Raw genomic sequence first — 16,470 nt, forward strand, 5'->3', positions numbered from 1 at the left:
CTCCGTCCGCGGCGGCCTAGACTCGCGCTTCAGGAGCCGCATCGACCCACGGGAGGGGCCGCAGTGAACGCGCAGAGGCCAGCAGCGAGTGCATCGGGCCCGGAGGGCTGGGACGACGAGGAGCTGGCCGCCCCGGTGGCGCGCCGGGACGGCGCCCGCGAACTCTCCAGCGGGGTCAAGCCTCTGCTCGTCCTGGGGAAGATCCGGGGCATCCTGGACTCCTTCACCCTCTCGCGCCCGGCGCTGACCCTCTCGGAAATCCGGGCCGCCACCGGGTACCCGACCTCGACCGTCCAGCGGCTCGTGGCGAACCTCGTCGCGGAGGAGTTCCTGGACCGCGAGGGCGACCGGGTGCGCATCGGGGTGAAGTTCGCCTACTGGGCCGCGCCCGCGACGCGGGGACTCGACGAGCTCGAGATCATCAAGCCCGTCCTCGAGGGGCTCAGGGACCTCACGGGGGAGACCGTCACGCTGTTCCGGCTCGAGGAGAACGTGCGAGTCTGCGTGGCCATGGCCGAGACCCGGCACGCCCTGCGCCGCGAGATGCACGTGGGCAAGCTCCTGCCCCTGCATGCCGGCTCGGCCGGACGCGTCCTGCTGGCCTGGAATCCCGACGCGGAGGCGGCCGTGCTCTCCTCGACCCTCGAGCGGCTCACCGAGCACACGATCACCGACCCGGACCGGCTGCGCTCCGATGTCGACCAGACGCGGCGGGACGGCTACGCGATCACCTCCGACGAACGCGATGAGGGCGCCACCGGCCTGGCTGCCCCCGTCTTCACGTCGATGGGCGACCTCGCCGGGGCCTTGAGTGTGAGCGGCCCCTCGCTGAGGGTCACGGCCGAGAAGTGCCAGGCCTGGATCGAGCCCCTCGTGGCGGCGGCCGAGCAGGCCACGCGCCTCATCGGCGGCCGCCTTCCCCGATAGCCTCGGGCGCGCCGGCTCTTGCCCACTTTGTGGGTAAGAGCCCATAATGTAGGTGAAAGGCATCGACCCTCATCGATGACGGAAGCCTGCCCAGAGGGAGCAACCATGCGCGAACACTCCATCGCCCCGCTGGCCGGGGTCCGGGTCCTCGAGCTCGGCAACTACATCGCTGCGCCGACGGCGGGGCGGCTGCTGGCCGACTTCGGTGCCGAGGTCATCAAGGTCGAGCGGCCCCGGACGGGGGACGAGCTGCGCAGCTGGCGGCTCCATGCCGGGACGACGTCCATGCTGTACCGCACGATCAACCGGAACAAGAAGTCGGTCGTGCTGGACCTGAAGACCGAGGAGGGCCGCCGGCTCGTGCTCGAGCTGGCCAAGCACTGCGACGTGCTGCTGGAGAACTTCCGGCCCGGGACGCTGGAGAAGTGGGGGATCGGCCCGGAGGCGCTCAACGCGGCCAACCCGGACCTGGTCATCACGCGCATCTCGGCGTTCGGGCAGACGGGCCCGCTGTCGCCGCGGCCCGGGTTCGCCGCGGTCGCCGAGGCGGTCGGGGGCTTCCGGGAGCTGGTCGGGGACCCCGACCGGCCGCCGGTGCGGGTGGGCGTCTCGATCGGGGACTCGATCGCCGGCCTGTACGCGGCCTTCGGCTCGGTGATGGCCCTGTTCCAGCGCGAGGTGCGCCGGGGCGCGGCCCAGCCCGGTGTGCCGCTGGGGGAACGGGTGATCGATGTGGCCCTGAACGAGGCGATGCTGTCGATGATGGAGTCCCTCGTGCCGGACTACGAGGCCTTCGGCGTCCGGCGCGAGCGCACCGGCGGCCGGATGGACGGGATCGCGCCCTCGAACGCGTACGTGTGCCAGGACGGGGCAAGCATCGTCGTCGCGGGCAACGGCGACTCGATCTTCCAGCGCTACATGCGCGTGATCGGGCGGCCGGACCTCGCCGAGGACCCGGCGCTGGCCAGCAACGAGGTCCGCTGGGCCCGCCGCGAGGAGCTGGACGCCGCGATCGGGGACTGGGCCGCGCAGCACCCCCAGGCGGAGGCCCTGGCCATCCTCGAGGAGGCCGGGGTCCCGAGCGGGCCGATCTACACCGCCGCGGACATCTGCCGCGACGAGCAGTACAAGGCGCGGAACATGGTCCAGCGCCTGCCCGTCTCCACCGGCGAGGACGTGATCGAGAACGTCGGCTTCCCCGGCATCGTCCCCGTCATCGGCGGGACCTCGCTGCCCATCCGCAGCCTCGGCCCCGACCTAGGCCAGCACACCCGCGAAGTCCTCACCGACATCCTCGGCATGACCCCCGAGCAGATCCAGGCCGTCACGGCCGGGGAAGGAGCCCTCCTGTGACCAGCCCCCACACCCGAACCACACTGCGTGACGTGACGCTGCGGGACGGCCTCCAGCTGACCGGCAAGCTGCTCCCGACCGAGTTCAAGGTCCGCCTCGCGCGGGACCTGCTCCGCCTCGGGGTGCCCGAGCTCGAGATCGGCTCGATGGCCCGGCCGGACCTCGTGCCGCCCATGGCCAATACCCTCGAGGTCATCGCCGGCCTCACGGCCGAGGAACTCGAGAGGTGCTGGATCTGGGCCGCCACTCCGCGGCACGTCGAGAAGGCCCTGGCCGCGGGCGCCCGCAACATCCAGTACTGCTTCTCCGCCTCGGACGCGCACAACGAGGCGAACATCGGACGGACCACCGAGCAGAGCCTGGCCACGATGCCGGACGCGATTGCCCGCACCCTGGACGCTGGGGGACGCATCCAGCTGTGCATCGCCACCTCCTTCACCTGCCCCTTCGAGGGGCCGGTGGCCCCCGAGCGGGTGCTCCGCATCGCCGAGGACGCCCGCACGGCCGGCGCCGAGGACATCGTGGTCTGCGACACCCTCGGCCAGGCCTTCCCCGGCGAGGTCGCGGATCTGGTCTCGCGGGTGGCTGCCGAGACCCCCCAGCGGCGGATCGTCTTCCACGGGCACGACACCTGGGGACAGGGCGTGGCGAACTCCCTCGCCGCGGCTGCGGCGGGAGCCGCGGTCGTCGACGGGGCGCTCGGCGGCCTCGGCGGCTGCCCGTTCGCCCCCGGCGCCAGCGGGAACACTTCGAGCGAGGACCTCCTCTTCGCCACCCGCCCGGGCTGGCTGGACCCCGAGGCCTTCGCGGGCGTCGTCGGACTCTCGGAGACGCTCCTGGGCGAGCTCGGCGAGCCGAACCGTTCCAAGGCAGCCCAGGGCGCCCGGTCCAAGGCCAAGGCCTTCGAGTGGGTCATCCCGGGCGACGGGGTGCCCTCGTGCCGGGAGGCCCTGTGACCCGGTCCAGGATCCTCGTCACCACCCCGATCCCCGAACCCGGCCCCTCCCTCCTGGACGGTGCCGCCGAGGTGACCGTGCTCGAGGAGCCGCCGACTTACGAGGACCTCGCGGCGCGGTGCGCGAGCGGGGAGTTCGACGTTGTCCTGACCCAGCTGCGGGACCGCATCGATGCACCGCTGCTGGCACGGGCGAAGGTCAAGGGGATCTCCAACTTCGCGGTCGGCTACAACAACATCGACATCGCGGCCGCGACCGGGCGCGGAATCATGGTCGGCAACACGCCCGGGGTCCTGACGGACGCCACCGCGGACATCGCCATGCTGCTGATCCTGGGCACCGGGCGCCGGGTCATCGAGGCGGACCGGATGGTGCGCGAGGGGCGGTTCCGCGGGTGGGAGCCCGAGCTCATGCTCGGCGCCGACGTCTCCGGACGCACGCTAGGACTCGCCGGATTCGGCCGCATAGCCCGGGCCACGGCGCGGCGCGCGCTCGCCTTCGGCATGGAGGTGCTGTTCGCCCCCCGGCCGCCCGCCGACCGTCCGGTGGACGAGAGCGAGCTGGGCGAGTTCGCCGGTAGGGTCCGCAAGGTCTCCTGGGACGGGCTCGTCGCCGAGAGCGACTACCTCTCCCTCCACGTCCCCCTCACCGAGGGCACCCGCCACCTCGTGGACGCGGACGTCCTGGGGCGCATGAAGCCCTCGGCGATCCTCATCAACACGGCCCGCGGGCCCGTGGTCGACGAGGCCGCGCTCGTGCGGGCCCTGCGCAGCGGGACGATCGCCGGCGCCGGCCTGGACGTCTTCGAGGACGAGCCCCGGCTCGCGCCCGGACTCGCGGACCTGCCCAACACCGTCCTGCTGCCGCACATCGGAAGCGCCACGGTCTCCGTCCGTGCTGAGATGTCCCGGCTCAGCGCCCTGAACGCCATCGCGATGGCCGAGGGCCGGACCCCGGACCACCCCGTCAACCCCGAGGCGTGGTCCTGACCCTCCCGCGCCCGCTGCCCAGGACCGCTACGCGCGCGTGGTCCGTACCCTCCGCAGCCAGCCGTCCACCCACCACGCGAGCTCGACCAGCACGATTCCGGCGCCCGCGCAGGCCAGCGCCGTCCACGTGTGCCCGGCATTGCCCGGGTCGAGCTCGAACAGCTCTCGGGTGAGCGGCATGGCGAACATCGCGTAGGAGGCGGCCATCATGGCTGCCACGAGCAGCACCTTCCACCACGCGTAGGGCCGGGCGACGATCGCCAGCACCCAGAGCGCGATCGCGATGAGCGTTATGAGCGCGGAGGTGCTCGCCTGCACCTGGGTGGTCCCGCCGTCGGCCACCGCGGGGCGGACCAGCAGGTAGGACGTGAACGAGGCCGCCGCGATGACCATCCCGGCCGGGATCGCCATCCGCAGGACCCTCCCGACGAAGCCGGGGCGCGCGCGGTCGTGGTTCGGCGCGAGCGAGAGGACGAACGCCGGCAGGCCGATCGTGAACCAGCCGGTGATGGTGACGTGGCGGGGCAGGAACGGGTACGGCAGCGCCTCGAGGCCGATCAGCCCGGGCACGCCGACCAGGAGCGCGAGGAGCACCGAGTACACCGTCTTGGTCAGGAACAGGTTCGCGACCCGCTCGATGTTCCCGATCACGCGCCGCCCCTCGCCGACCACGTGCGGGAGCGTCGCGAACCGGTTGTCGAGCAGCACGATCTGCGCGACGGCCCGTGCCGCCGGGCTGCCGGCGCCCATCGCGACCCCGATGTCCGCGTCCTTGAGCGCGAGGACGTCGTTGACGCCGTCGCCCGTCATGGCCACGGTGTGCCCGCGGTCCTGCAGGGCCCGGACCATGGCGCGCTTCTGCGCCGGGCCCACCCGGCCGAATACGGTCCGCTCCTCGACTGCATCCGCGAGGGCCTCGCCGTCCTCGGGCAGCGTCCGCGCGTCCACCGGCGCCTCCGCGCCCGGCAGCGAGAGCTGGCCCGCGACCGCCCCGACCGAGGCCGCGTTGTCGCCGGAGATGACCTTGACCGTGACGTGCTGCGCCCCGAAGTAGTCGAGCGTGGGGCGCACGTCCTCGCGCACCTTCTGCTCGAGCACCACGAGCGCCTCGGGCTCGACCCCGCGCACGACGCCGCCCGGCCGGGTTCCGCCTGCGGCGTCGCCTCCCGGCTGGGGGGACGCCTCGGGGAGCCGCGCCGCGCGGGCCAGCAGGAGCACCCGCAGCCCCCGCGCCCCGATCTCCTCGGCCTCGGCCCGCGCGGGCGAGCCGGCAGGGAGCAGCACGTCCGGAGCCCCGAGCAGCCACGCCCCGTGGCCCTCGAACACGACGCCGCCGTACTTGCGCGCCGAGGAGAACGGCAGGGTCTGGGCCGTCGCCCAGCCGGGGGAGTCCGGGAAGGCGTCCCGGATGGCCTGCATGCTCGCGTTCGGGCGCTGGTCCGCGGCGGCGAGGGCCGCGAGGGCGAGCCGATGCTCGGGGAGGTGCGGGCCGGCGTCGTGCCTCGGTGCCGCACCACCCGGCGCGAGGCCGCGCACCTCGGCGAGCTCCATCGCGTTCTCCGTCAGGGTGCCGGTCTTGTCCGCACAGACCACGTCCACGCGGGCCAGCCCCTCGATCGCCGGCAGCTCGTTGACGAGGCAGTTGCGCCGCCCGAGCCGCACCACTCCCACGGCGAACGCGATCGTGGTCATGAGGATGAGACCCTCGGGGACCATGGGCACGAGGGCCGCGACCATGCCGCGGAGGGCGTCCGGCAGCGCCTGCCGGCCGGTGAGCTGGTTGTAGACCGAGAGGAGGCCCGCCGGCACGAGCAGCCACGTGATGACCTTGAGGATTGTATTGATGCCGCTGCGCAGCTCGGAGTCGACCAGGGTGAACTTGCTCGCCTCGGCCTCGAGCTGGGCGGCGTACGCCTCACGGCCCACCTTGGTGGCCCGGTACAGCCCCGTGCCGGCGGAGACGTAGGAGCCGGAGAGGACAGGGCTGCCCGGAGTCTTCGGGATCGGGTCGGCCTCGCCGGTGAGCAGGGACTCGTCGAGCTCGAGGCCCTGCGCCCAGAGCACCTCGCCGTCTACGACGGCCTGGTCGCCGGGCCCGAGCTCGATCACGTCGTCGAGCACAATGCCGTGCGGCGGCAGCTGCACGGTGGTGCCGTCCCGGCGCACGTGGGGGTGCGCCTGTCCCACGATCGCGAGCCGGTCCAGGGTGCGCTTGGCGCGCAGCTCCTGGACGATGCCCACGATCGAGTTGGCCACGATGAGGCCGGCGAACAGCCCGTCCAGCAGGTGGCCGGTGGCGAAGATGATCGCCGCGAGCACCGCGAAGATCGCGTTGATGCGGGTGAAGACGTTCGCGCGGACGATCTCCCACGTGCTGCGGCCCGGGCGCGTCGGGACATCGTTCGTGGCGCCGGACGCGACCCGCTCGGCGACCTCCTCGGCGGTCAGCCCGCCGGTCGCAGCGGGGGCGCGTTCCCCAGGTGGCCCGACAGTGGTCCCCTCACCCATGGTCCAACACTAGTCGGCCCGTGCGGGCCTCCAGCATTCGATCCACAGCGGGCCCGCCGCTGTCTCGGCCCGCCCCACGGGGTCCAGCCGGCCGTCCTGGCCGATGGCGTAGGAGGTGACGTGGCCGGACCTCTCCCCGCACGCCAGGAGCCAGCCGCCCGAGGGGTCGATCCCGATCCCGCGCGGCTGCGCCTCGGTCTCGGTCCGCCGCAGGAAGGACAGGCGGCCGTCGTGGGCCACGGAGAACGCGGCGATCGTGCTCGTGGAGCGCTCCGTGACGTACACGAACCGCTCGTCCGGCGTCAGGCGGAGGTCTGCGCACCACACCACGCCGGGGCCCGGGTCAGGGGTCCGGGGCGAGCGGATCGGCCCGGGCTCCAGGTCCAGGCCCTCCACGGCCGAGGTCCGCTGCATCAGCTCGAGGGCGCCCGTCCCGGCGTCGCGCGCGTACACGTCCACGGTCCCGGTGCGCTCGTGGCTCACGTACACGCGCCGGCCGTCCGCGCTGTGGCGCAGGAAGCGGGGCCCCGAGCCCGGGGCGGCGTCCACGTGGCCGGCAGGCCGGACCACCCCGCCGCCGGCGGTCCCGGTTTCGATCGGGAACCACGAGATGCGGTCCGCCCCGAGGGATGCCGCGTAGACGAAGCGGCCGTCCGGGCTCGGGACGGCCGAATGGGTGTTGGGCCCCGAGCGGTACTCGGTGACCGGGCCGGCGGAACCGTCCGGGCCCGGGACCGCGTAGGCCGCCATGAGCCCCTCGTGGTACGACGCGCTGAAGAGCACCTCGCGGTCGGGGCGCAGCGACAGGAAGCACGTCGTGGCAGGGACCTCGCGCACGCCGGCGGGCGAGGCCGCGCCGCTCGCGGGGTCGAGCGCGAGGGCCACCGTGCGCCGCGGCTCCCCGTTCACGCCGGCGTACAGCGTGCCGGCGGGGTCGAGGGTGAGCGCGGTGACCTTCGGCAGGCCCTTGGCGCGCGAGACGAGCTCGAGCCGGCCGGAGATCGGGTCGAGGGAGAGCGTGTCGACGGCGCCGCCGCCGGCGCAGGCGATGTAGACGAAAGTGGGGGCCATGGCGTGTGCTCCTCAGCGTGACGATGTGGCCTGCGGGTCATCAATCCACCCCGCGGCGCGGAACATACGGTGCCGCTCCGCCTCAGGACAGCCGGGGGCGAACACGTGCAGGTTCACCTGCGGCACCTCCGCGGGGTCGGCGCGGATCCCGGCGGCGACCTCGTGGAACTGCGCCGGCCACGCGGCGTCGTACGCCACCACGCGGATCGGGACGGCGGGCGGCGGCGGCCCGACCCCCGGATCCTCGCCGTCCACCGGCTCGTGGTGACGCATGACGGCGGCCCTGCGCGCCGCCTCCTCGGGGCTGGGGGAGTCCATGCGCCCACGGTAGCAAGGGCGGCATGGCGGGGATCACAGCCGCCCCTTGTATAGCGCTGCTATATCGACTACCGTAGCGGCCATGCGCAAAGGGGCGGTCGAGGTGGCCGGAGATGCCGCAGCGGAGAAGCTGCAGCAGCGCGCCGCCGCACCCTCGCCCCGGGAGCGCATCCTCCAGGCAGCCATGGAACTCGTGGCGGCCTCCGACGGGAACACCGTCTCCACCCGCCAGATCACCGAGAGGGCGGGGGTCACCGCGCCCACCCTGTACCACCACTTCGGGGACAAGGACGGCCTCATGGAGGCCGTCGTCGCGCGCGGCTTCGAGGAGTTCATCCGGAGCGAGGGCAGCATCGAGCGCACGGACGCGCCCATCGAGGACGTCAAGCGGCTCTGGGACGTGCACGTGCAGTTCGGCGTCACCCATGCCCAGCTGTACCTGCTCATGTTCGGCAACGCCGGGCCGAGCCGCCGCCCAGGGGTGGTCGTGGAGGCCGAACGCCTCCTCGAAGCCGAGCTCACGAGGCTCGCCGTCGCCGGGCAGCTCGCCGTCCGTCCCGTGGAGGCCGCGCGCGCCGTCCTCGCCTCCAATATCGGTGTGACCCTCATGCTCATCGCGGACACCACCGCGGGCAGCGGGGACACGTCGTCGGACGGACCCGGCCGGCCGGTGTCTGCCTCCGCCCTCTCGGTCCAGACCCGGGACGCCGTCCTGCGCTCGGTGCTCACGGACCCCACCCTCGTAGACATCCCCCGCGCGGGAGCGCCGGCCGGCCAGGACGGGCAGCCCAGCTACGTGGCTGCGGCCATCGCCCTCAACGCCACGCTCCAGTCCTCGCACCCGGACCAGCTGTCCGGCACCGAGATGAAGCTCTTCCTCGAATGGCTCCACCGGCTCTCGAGCGCGCCCGACGCGCCGCCCGGACGCCGGACTGACCGGACGAGCTGACCCCGATCCCAGCAGCCGCGTGCTGCGTCCTGAACAGAAAGCAGGATCACCATGTCGACCACAGCAGCGCCGTCGCGACTGCACACGGCCCGGGCCGGGGTGCAGAAGTTCGGCACGTTCCTCTCGGGCATGATCATGCCCAATATCGGCGCCTTCATCGCCTGGGGGCTCATCACGGCCCTCTTCATCGAGAAGGGCTGGCTCCCCGTCGGGGCCCTCGGCGGCTTTGGCAACGGCCCCGACGGCAAGCCTTACGTGGGCCTCGTCGGACCGATGATCACCTACCTCCTCCCTCTTCTCATCGCCTACACCGGCGGCAAGGCCGTCTACGATGTCCGCGGCGGTGTGGTCGGGGCCATCGGCACCATGGGCGTGATTATCGGCGCCGGCATCCCGATGTTCATCGGCGCCATGATCATGGGCCCCCTGGGCGGCTGGACGATGAAGAAGATCGACGCCATCTGGGACGGCAAGATCAAGCCGGGCTTCGAGATGCTTGTCAACAACTTCGCCGCCGGCATCTGGGGCGCCATTCTTGCCCTGTTCGGGTTCTACGCGATCAGCCCCGTCGTGACGTGGTTCACTGAGCAGGCGGGCCGGGTCGTCGAGTTCCTCGTCAGCAACGGTCTGCTCCCGCTCACCTCGATCTTCATCGAGCCGGCCAAGGTTCTGTTCCTCAACAACGCCATCAACCACGGCGTCCTCACCCCGCTCGGCACCCAGCAGTCCCTCGAGCAGGGCAAGTCGATCCTGTTCCTGCTCGAAGCCAACCCCGGCCCCGGCCTCGGGATCCTGCTGGCCTACATGTTCTTCGGCCGCGGCGCGGCCAAGGCCTCGGCCCCCGGTGCCGCGCTCATCCACTTCATCGGCGGCATCCACGAGATCTACTTCCCGTACGTTCTGATGAAGCCGATCCTCATCCTCGCCACGATGGCTGGCGGCATGACCGGCATCGCGACCCTCGCGGTCACCCATTCCGGGCTCGTCGCCCCGGCCGCCCCGGGGTCGATCATCGCCGTGCTGGCGCAGACGTCGAAGGACAGCTACTTCGGCGTGATCCTGTCGGTGCTGCTCGCCAGCGCCGTCTCCTTCGTCATCGCCTCGGTGATCCTGCGGACGTCCAAGGACAAGGGCGAGGGTGATCTGGCCGCGGCCACCTCCCAGATGGAGGGCATGAAGGGCAAGAAGTCCATGGCCTCGAGCATGCTCCGGGGCGGTGCTGCCGGCGGAGTCGCCACCGTGACCGAGATCAAGAAGATCGTCTTCGCGTGCGACGCCGGCATGGGCTCCTCCGCGATGGGTGCCTCGGTGCTGCGCAACAAGATCCGCGCCGCGGGCCACAAGGACGTCACAGTGGTCAACCAGGCCATCGCGAACCTCACGGACACCTACGACATGGTGGTGGTCCACCAGGACCTGGCCCTGAGGGCGGAGCAGAAGACCCCGAGCGCCCAGATCGTCACGGTCGACAACTTCATGGGCAGCCCCAAGTACGACGAGATCGTCGCGCTCCTCGACGAGCAGGAGGCCACCGAGGACGTGCCGTTCGAGGGCGTCGCCGCCAAGGCCGAGCCCGCCTCCGAGTCCGAGGCCGCGGCCTCCCACGTCCCGGTGCCGCACCGCCACGCGGAGACGCCGAACGTGCTGCGCCGCGAATCAATCGTCCTCACGGGCTCCGTCGCGGACATGGCCGGGGCGATCGACGAGGCCGGCCGGCTGCTCAAGGAGGCGGGCGCCGTCGACGACGCCTACGTGGCCTCGATGCACGAGCGCGAGAGCTCGGTCTCCACATACATGGGCAACTTCCTGGCCATCCCGCACGGCACCAACGAGGCCAAGGACCACATCCAGGCCTCGGCCGTGACGTTCGTCCGCTACGACGAGCCCGTCGACTGGAAGGGCAAGCCGGTGAAGTTCGTCGTCGGCATCGCCGGCAAGGGCAAGGAACACCTCGGCATTCTCGCCAAGATCGCCAAGGTCTTCGGCGACAAGGAGCAGGTGGCCCGACTCGAGGCCGCGACGACTGCCGACGAGGTCCTGGACATCTTCGGAAAGGTGAACGCGTGAGCGAGGCATCGGCAGGGTCCCGGGGCGCGGCGGTCCACTTCGGCGCGGGGAACATCGGCCGCGGCTTCGTGGGGCTTCTGCTCCACAACGCCGGCTACCGGCTCGTGTTCGCCGACGTGGCGGCGCCGCTCATCGACGCGATCAACGCCACCACCTCGTACACCGTGCACGAGGTGGGCCAGGGCGGCGTCGACCACGTGGTGGACGGCTACGCGGCGGTGAACTCGGCCACGAACGAGGCCGAGCTTGTCGACCGCATCGCGGAGGCCGAGATCGTCACCACGGCGGTCGGCCCGACCATCCTCAAGTTCGTCGCACCGGCGATTGCGCGCGGCATCGCCGCGCGTCCCGCCGGCGCGGGCCCGCTCGCCGTCATGGCCTGCGAGAACGCGATCAATGCCACGGACATCCTCGAGGCGGAGGTCCGCGCCGCGGCGGCGGGGGAGGGGCTCGACGACGCGGCCGTGGACGCGCGCGCCGTGTTCGCCAACACCGCGGTGGACCGCATCGTGCCGACCCAGGACCCCTCCGGCGGCCTCGACGTGCGCGTGGAGCCGTACTTCGAATGGGCGATCGAGCAGGGGCCCTTCGGCGACGACGTGCCGGACATCCCTGGCGTGACCTGGGTCGACTCGCTCGGCCCGTACATCGAGCGCAAGCTCTTCACGGTCAACACCGGGCACGCCTCCGCGGCGTACTTCGGGCGGCGCGCGGGGGCCGAGAAGATCTCGGATGCGCTCGCGATGCCAGAAGTCCGGGCGAAGGTCGAGGCGGTCCTCGCCGAGACCAAGTCCCTGCTCGTGGCGAAGTACGGCTTCGCGCCAGAGCAGCAGCAGGCGTACGTCGAGAAGATCCTCGGCCGGTTCGCCAACCCCGAGCTGCCGGACCCGGTGGAGCGCGTGGGCCGGGCGCCGCTGCGCAAGCTGTCCCGACACGAGCGGTTCGTCGGCCCAGCCGCCGAGCTCGCCGAGCGCGGCATGCCTGCCGACGCGCTCCTGGAGGCGATGGGCGCTGCCCTCGCCTTCGACGCGCCCGACGACGAGGAGGCCCAGCGCCTCCAGGCCATGCTCGCGGGCGGGTCCACCGACGAGGCCCTCGTGGAGGAGATCACGGGCCTGTCCGCTGCGCACCCGCTCCATGGTGCGGTCGCGGCCCGGGTCAAGGAGGCCAGGGCCGCCCAGCCCGACTGAGCGCCCTGCCTTCGCCACATCGCGGGGTCACCTCTGCCGCATCGCGGGGTCAGGTCTTTCCCATCATGGGGTCACCTCTCGAAGAAGCTTGAGTGCTTCCTCGGGAGGTGACCCCGCGTTCGTGAAGAGGTGACCTCGCGTCGGATGGGAGGTTACCCCGCGTCGGGGTAGGAGGGGGGGTGCTAGACCGCGACGGCGAGAATCCGCGAGCCCTTGCCCTCGTTCGTCGCGATCCACAGCTCCCGGCGCCCGGGGACCCGGACCACGTCCCGGAGCCGGCCGTACTGGCCCCGGAAGTACTCGGCCGCCCCCGGCAGCGTCCCGCCGCCCGGCACCGGTGCGCCCGGCGCGGGGAGCGGGAGCCACCACAGGCGCTCGCCTCGAAGGCAGGCCACATAGGCGATGTCGTCCACGATGGCGAGAGCGCTCGGTGACGCGTCCGCCGTGTTCGGCCACACGTGCACGGCCGGGATGCTGCCGTTGACGCTGCGGGCGCCCGTCACGCTGGGCCACCCGTACTGCGCGCCCGGCGTGAGCAGGTTGAGCTCGTCGTCGCGGTCGGGCCCGAGCTCGCTGGCCCAGAGCCGCCCGCCGGAATCCCAGGCGAGGCCCTGGACGTTGCGGTGGCCGTAGGTGTAGATCCGGGTCCCGAACGGGTTCCCCGGCGCCGGCGAACCGTCGAGCGCCACGCGCAGGACCTTCCCGCCCAGGCTGCCGAGGTCCTGGGAGTTGGGCTGCCGGGTCGCGTCCCCGGTGCCGATGTACAGCAGCCCGTCCGGGCCCACCTTGATCCGGCCGCCGTTGTGGAACGTCCCGGCGGGGATCCCGTCGACGAGCACCCGCTCGCCGCCCGCCGAGCGCCCGTCCCAGCGCAGCGCCACGACCCGGTTGCCGCCCGCGGCCGTGTAGTACGCGAAGACCGTGGAATCGTCTGCGAACCGCGGCGAGAGCTCGAGGCCGAGAAGGCCGCCCTCGCTGGTGTCGGTGCGCACGGCGATCCGGCCAGCCTCGCGGGGCTCCCCGCCGCCCGCGGGCACTTCGAGGATGCGGCCGGTGCCGCGTTCGGACACCAGCGCCGAGCCTCCGGGCAGGAAGGCGATGGACCACGGGGTGTCCAGTCCGCCGGTGACGGTGCCAGCCACCGTCGGGGCCGATGCGGCGCCCGGGGTCGGCGCGGCCGCGCTCCCGGCCGCGGACGGCCGTGGGGTGGACGACGGCGTGCACGCGCCCAGCGCTGCGGCCGCACCGGACGCCGCGCCGGCCAGGGCGAGCGCCAGGAACGCCCGGCGCGGGGTCAGTCCCCGATCAGCGGATCTCATGGGTCAGCGGCGGCCCGAGGAGGGGCTCCCGAACGAGGGCAGAGAAAAACCTGCATCGCGCCATTGAGATGCAGGTCACGCTCTCGAGTGTAGGCAGGCCCGGAGGGCGCAGACAAGTTCATCCGGGAAAAAATTGCATCCAGGCTGCGGATTATCACGACCACGGGCTCCGCGGCCGGGCGGTCCGTTCGCCGTCCACCTCGACGTCCACGCGCTCGTCGAAGAAGGCGACCAGGCCGCGGATCTGGGCCATCTCCGGGAAACTCGGCGTCGTGGCCCCGTAGCTCCAGGCCACGGGCCGCGTCTCGCCCAGGCCGGGCGCCGTCCAGTACTCCGCGACCCCCTTGTAGGGGCAGACCGTCCGCAGCGGATCCTCGGCGAGCCGGTCCCAGTGGACGTCCTCGCGGCGGAAGTAGGTCCGGGGCGGCAGCTGCCCCTCGAAGAGGCGCACGGTCTCGCTCGACTCGGCGAGGACCACGCCGTCGAGCAGGACGCGGGCGTGCGCACGGCTGGCCCGCATGTCGATCCGGCTGAACGGGTCCCGCGCGTGGCCGATCACCGGCTCGTCCTCCTCGAACCACGCGAACGCATCCGTGTCGAAGGCCACGTAGCCGGCGAGGTCGGGGTCGGCGAGCCGGAACGCCGCGCCCGGCAGCCTGATCCCGCCGACGACGACGGCGAGCGCCTCGCCGTCGGCCGTGTGGGCTGAGAACGGGTCGGGCGAGCTCGGCGGCCCCGAGGCCTCCGGCGCCTCCGGCACCGGCGCGGGAGCCGCGTGGAGCGGCTCGAGGCGCGCCGCGACATCGTCCGCCGGCACCGCGTGGAGCGGCAGGTGCCGCCCCGGCTCCCAGAGCACGACGGCGCGCCGCGAGTCGAGCACGAGGACGTCGCCGAGGCGCGCCCGCAGCCGCTTGGGCGTGGGCTCGTAGCGGAGCTGGGGGAGGAGCCGCTTGAGCTCGCGGGAAATCCTGATGGCCATAGGGCAAGCGTGGCCGGTGGGGCCCGGGATGGCAACGGGGCCCCCGGCGCGTTGCGCGCCGTGGGGCCCCGTCCAGGTGGGGCAGCGTCGGGGGTCAGCGGCAGGAGCCGCCCTGGCCGAGGTGCTGGCCCTCGTTGCCGGCGCAGTACGCGCCCGGGACCACCGATCCGCTGGCCGGATCGAGGATCAGGCCGTCCCGGCGCGGCGGGGCGTTGAAGTTGAACATGCCGCCCAGCGACCCCGCGGTGGCGTCGAAGGACCCGTCACCGAGCTGGCCGAGGCCCCAGTTGTCCTCGATGAAGCGCAGGATCGAGGACTGCTGGGTCTGGGTGTGGTCCACGAAGTTGCTCTTCGCGTAGGGGGAGACCACGAGCAGGGGCAGGCGCTGGCCGGGGCCGCAGCGGTCCTGGTAGCCGCCGAGGACAGGGGTCCCCGCGGCCGCAGCGTTCTGGCACCACGCGGCGTCGTTCGCCGGGTCGTTGGAGGCGTTCTTCACCTGGGCCGCGACGTGGTCGTACCAGCCGTCGGAGTCGTCGTAGGCGAGGACCACGGCGGTCGAGTCCCAGTTCTTCGACTTCTGGATCGCGTTGATCTGGTTCACCACGAACTGCTGCTCGTCGATCGGGTCCGAGTAGCCGGCGTGCCCGTCCTGATACATCGGGGCCTTGAGGAAGGAGACCGCGGGCATGCTGTCCGTATTCACGACCTTGTCGAAGTCGGTCATGTCGTACTGGTGGTTCGCCGGGCCGCTGTGGCCGATCTCGGCCTCGCTCGCGGGGGCGACGTGGTGCGGATTCGCGGTGGAGGCGTAGTACTGGAACGGCTCGTGGTGCGGGCTGTAGTCGATCGAGGAGACCCCGGCCACGGACGAGTGCTTCGTGGTGCACTGCGCGTAGTCGGTGCCCTTGATCGTCGCGGTGCCCTGGGGGCGGAAGCCGCCCTGGAACCAGCCCCAGGAGACGCCCTTGGCGCTGAGGAGGTCGCCCACGTTGGTGCCCTGCATGGCGGCGAGGGCATTGGACTTGGAGTGGCTGTTGTCCGAGCAGTCGTCGAAGGCCGGGTCGGGGTCGCCCGTCACGGTGCCCACACCCTGGGTGTTCGGCGACTTGACCGTGTAGGCGTCCGGCGCCGCGGTCTGCTGCCCGGTGAACGGATCAACGCTCACCACGCCGTGCGTCTGGCCCGAGACCAGGTTCAGGGCGCCGGGGGTCGACGGGCCGAACTCGTCGTCGTAGCTGTTGTCGCTCATCGCGAAGTGCTGGGCGTAGTTCCACATGCCGGTGACGGTGTTGCCGTCGTAGTAGCCCATGGTCAGGCCGTTGCGGCCGTAGAGCGGCGCGCCGCAGGTGTCCGTGCTCGTGTACTGGACGAACTTGTCCATGAGGCCGCCGTTGTAGGCCTGCTGCTCGGGCTTGTAGGCGTGGTCCTGGTCGCAAGTGCCGGCCTGGGCCGGGCTGAGGCGGAACGGCTGGACCGAGTTCGGGTTGTTCGGCGCGAGCAGGCCCGCGCTGGCGAGGGTGTCGACCTTCTTCGGCGTGCTGGGCGCGGCGGTGAAGGACGACGCCGGGGCGCCGGTTCCCTGGACCTTCTCGCCGGGGGCGTTGGCGGCCTTCGGGTAGGTCGCGAAGTAGTGGTCGAACGAGACGTTCTCCCCGAAGATGACGACGACGTGCTTGATGGGCGTGGTGGTCGTGGACGCGGCCTGGGCGGGCAGGGCGGCGGCGACGCCTCCCGCCGCTGCGGCGGCGAGCGCCACTGCGCTCGTCGCTGCCGCGGCGCGGATGCTGAACTTGGGCATGGGCTGTGACTTTCTCACGGTGGATGGTGGTCCCCTGGCGGTGCGG

The 16,470-nt window shown here is 72.2% G+C and carries 13 protein-coding genes; 7 read left to right on the forward strand and 6 right to left on the reverse strand.

Translation table 11 applies throughout. The annotated features are described in order from the left end of the window. Positions 1 to 63 precede the first annotated feature (63 nt). From ACVWWH_RS00955 to ACVWWH_RS00970, 4 genes are all read left to right on the forward strand, one after another. Positions 64 to 927: an IclR family transcriptional regulator gene (locus ACVWWH_RS00955; protein ID WP_229710742.1), complete on the forward strand. Its 864-nt coding sequence runs from the start codon at positions 64 to 66 to the stop codon at positions 925 to 927. Positions 928 to 1,032: 105 nt separating this feature from the next. Continuing rightward, positions 1,033 to 2,280, forward strand: coding sequence for a CaiB/BaiF CoA transferase family protein (locus tag ACVWWH_RS00960; RefSeq protein WP_457315294.1), 1,248 nt, complete (start codon positions 1,033 to 1,035; stop codon positions 2,278 to 2,280). Then, positions 2,277 to 3,236 (forward strand): beta/alpha barrel domain-containing protein, encoded by a 960-nt coding sequence (locus tag ACVWWH_RS00965; RefSeq protein WP_066499937.1) that lies wholly within the window; start codon positions 2,277 to 2,279, stop codon positions 3,234 to 3,236. Before ACVWWH_RS00960 ends, ACVWWH_RS00965 begins: the two co-directional genes overlap by 4 nt. Continuing rightward, on the forward strand, positions 3,233 to 4,225 hold the full coding sequence (locus ACVWWH_RS00970; RefSeq protein ID WP_457315295.1) for a 2-hydroxyacid dehydrogenase: 993 nt from the start codon (positions 3,233 to 3,235) through the stop codon (positions 4,223 to 4,225). Before ACVWWH_RS00965 ends, ACVWWH_RS00970 begins: the two co-directional genes overlap by 4 nt. A 27-nt stretch (positions 4,226 to 4,252) precedes the next feature. Here ACVWWH_RS00970 and ACVWWH_RS00975 read toward each other — a convergent pair whose 3' ends face one another. Genes ACVWWH_RS00975 through ACVWWH_RS00985 form a run of 3 tightly spaced genes read right to left on the reverse strand, consistent with a single transcriptional unit; the run spans position 4,253 to position 8,122 of the window. Continuing rightward, positions 4,253 to 6,733 carry an HAD-IC family P-type ATPase gene (locus tag ACVWWH_RS00975; RefSeq protein ID WP_457315296.1) on the reverse strand — a complete coding sequence of 827 codons (2,481 nt, stop codon included), beginning with the start codon at positions 6,731 to 6,733 and terminating at the stop codon, positions 4,253 to 4,255. Between the two features lie 9 nt (positions 6,734 to 6,742). Continuing rightward, entirely contained in the window at positions 6,743 to 7,804 is a 1,062-nt protein-coding gene (locus ACVWWH_RS00980) for a lactonase family protein (protein WP_457315297.1), read from the reverse strand. A gap of 12 nt (positions 7,805 to 7,816) precedes the next feature. After that, entirely contained in the window at positions 7,817 to 8,122 is a 306-nt protein-coding gene (locus tag ACVWWH_RS00985) for a hypothetical protein (RefSeq protein WP_457315298.1), read from the reverse strand. An 82-nt stretch (positions 8,123 to 8,204) separates the two neighbouring features. On the opposite strand from ACVWWH_RS00985, the gene ACVWWH_RS00990 reads away from it, so the two are divergent. Genes ACVWWH_RS00990 through ACVWWH_RS01000 form a run of 3 tightly spaced genes read left to right on the forward strand, consistent with a single transcriptional unit; the run spans position 8,205 to position 12,328 of the window. Continuing rightward, the gene (locus tag ACVWWH_RS00990) at positions 8,205 to 9,071 is read left to right on the forward strand and encodes a TetR/AcrR family transcriptional regulator (protein ID WP_084249586.1); all 867 of its coding nucleotides are present in this window, start codon (positions 8,205 to 8,207) and stop codon (positions 9,069 to 9,071) included. Between the two features lie 51 nt (positions 9,072 to 9,122). After that, entirely contained in the window at positions 9,123 to 11,138 is a 2,016-nt protein-coding gene (locus ACVWWH_RS00995; RefSeq protein ID WP_066499918.1) for a PTS mannitol transporter subunit IICBA, read from the forward strand. Then, the gene (locus ACVWWH_RS01000) at positions 11,135 to 12,328 is read left to right on the forward strand and encodes a mannitol-1-phosphate 5-dehydrogenase (protein WP_457315299.1); all 1,194 of its coding nucleotides are present in this window, start codon (positions 11,135 to 11,137) and stop codon (positions 12,326 to 12,328) included. Before ACVWWH_RS00995 ends, ACVWWH_RS01000 begins: the two co-directional genes overlap by 4 nt. Positions 12,329 to 12,510: 182 nt before the next feature. Here ACVWWH_RS01000 and ACVWWH_RS01005 read toward each other — a convergent pair whose 3' ends face one another. The 3 genes from ACVWWH_RS01005 to ACVWWH_RS01015 form a co-directional block, all read right to left on the reverse strand. After that, on the reverse strand, positions 12,511 to 13,647 hold the full coding sequence (locus ACVWWH_RS01005) for a PQQ-dependent sugar dehydrogenase (RefSeq protein ID WP_457315300.1): 1,137 nt from the start codon (positions 13,645 to 13,647) through the stop codon (positions 12,511 to 12,513). A 154-nt stretch (positions 13,648 to 13,801) separates the two neighbouring features. Beyond that, positions 13,802 to 14,626 (reverse strand): DUF427 domain-containing protein, encoded by an 825-nt coding sequence (locus tag ACVWWH_RS01010; protein WP_066499911.1) that lies wholly within the window; start codon positions 14,624 to 14,626, stop codon positions 13,802 to 13,804. Between the two features lie 94 nt (positions 14,627 to 14,720). Beyond that, on the reverse strand, positions 14,721 to 16,424 hold the full coding sequence (locus ACVWWH_RS01015) for a phospholipase C (protein WP_457315301.1): 1,704 nt from the start codon (positions 16,422 to 16,424) through the stop codon (positions 14,721 to 14,723). Positions 16,425 to 16,470 lie beyond the last annotated feature (46 nt).

This window comes from Sinomonas sp. RB5 (genome assembly GCF_054063535.1).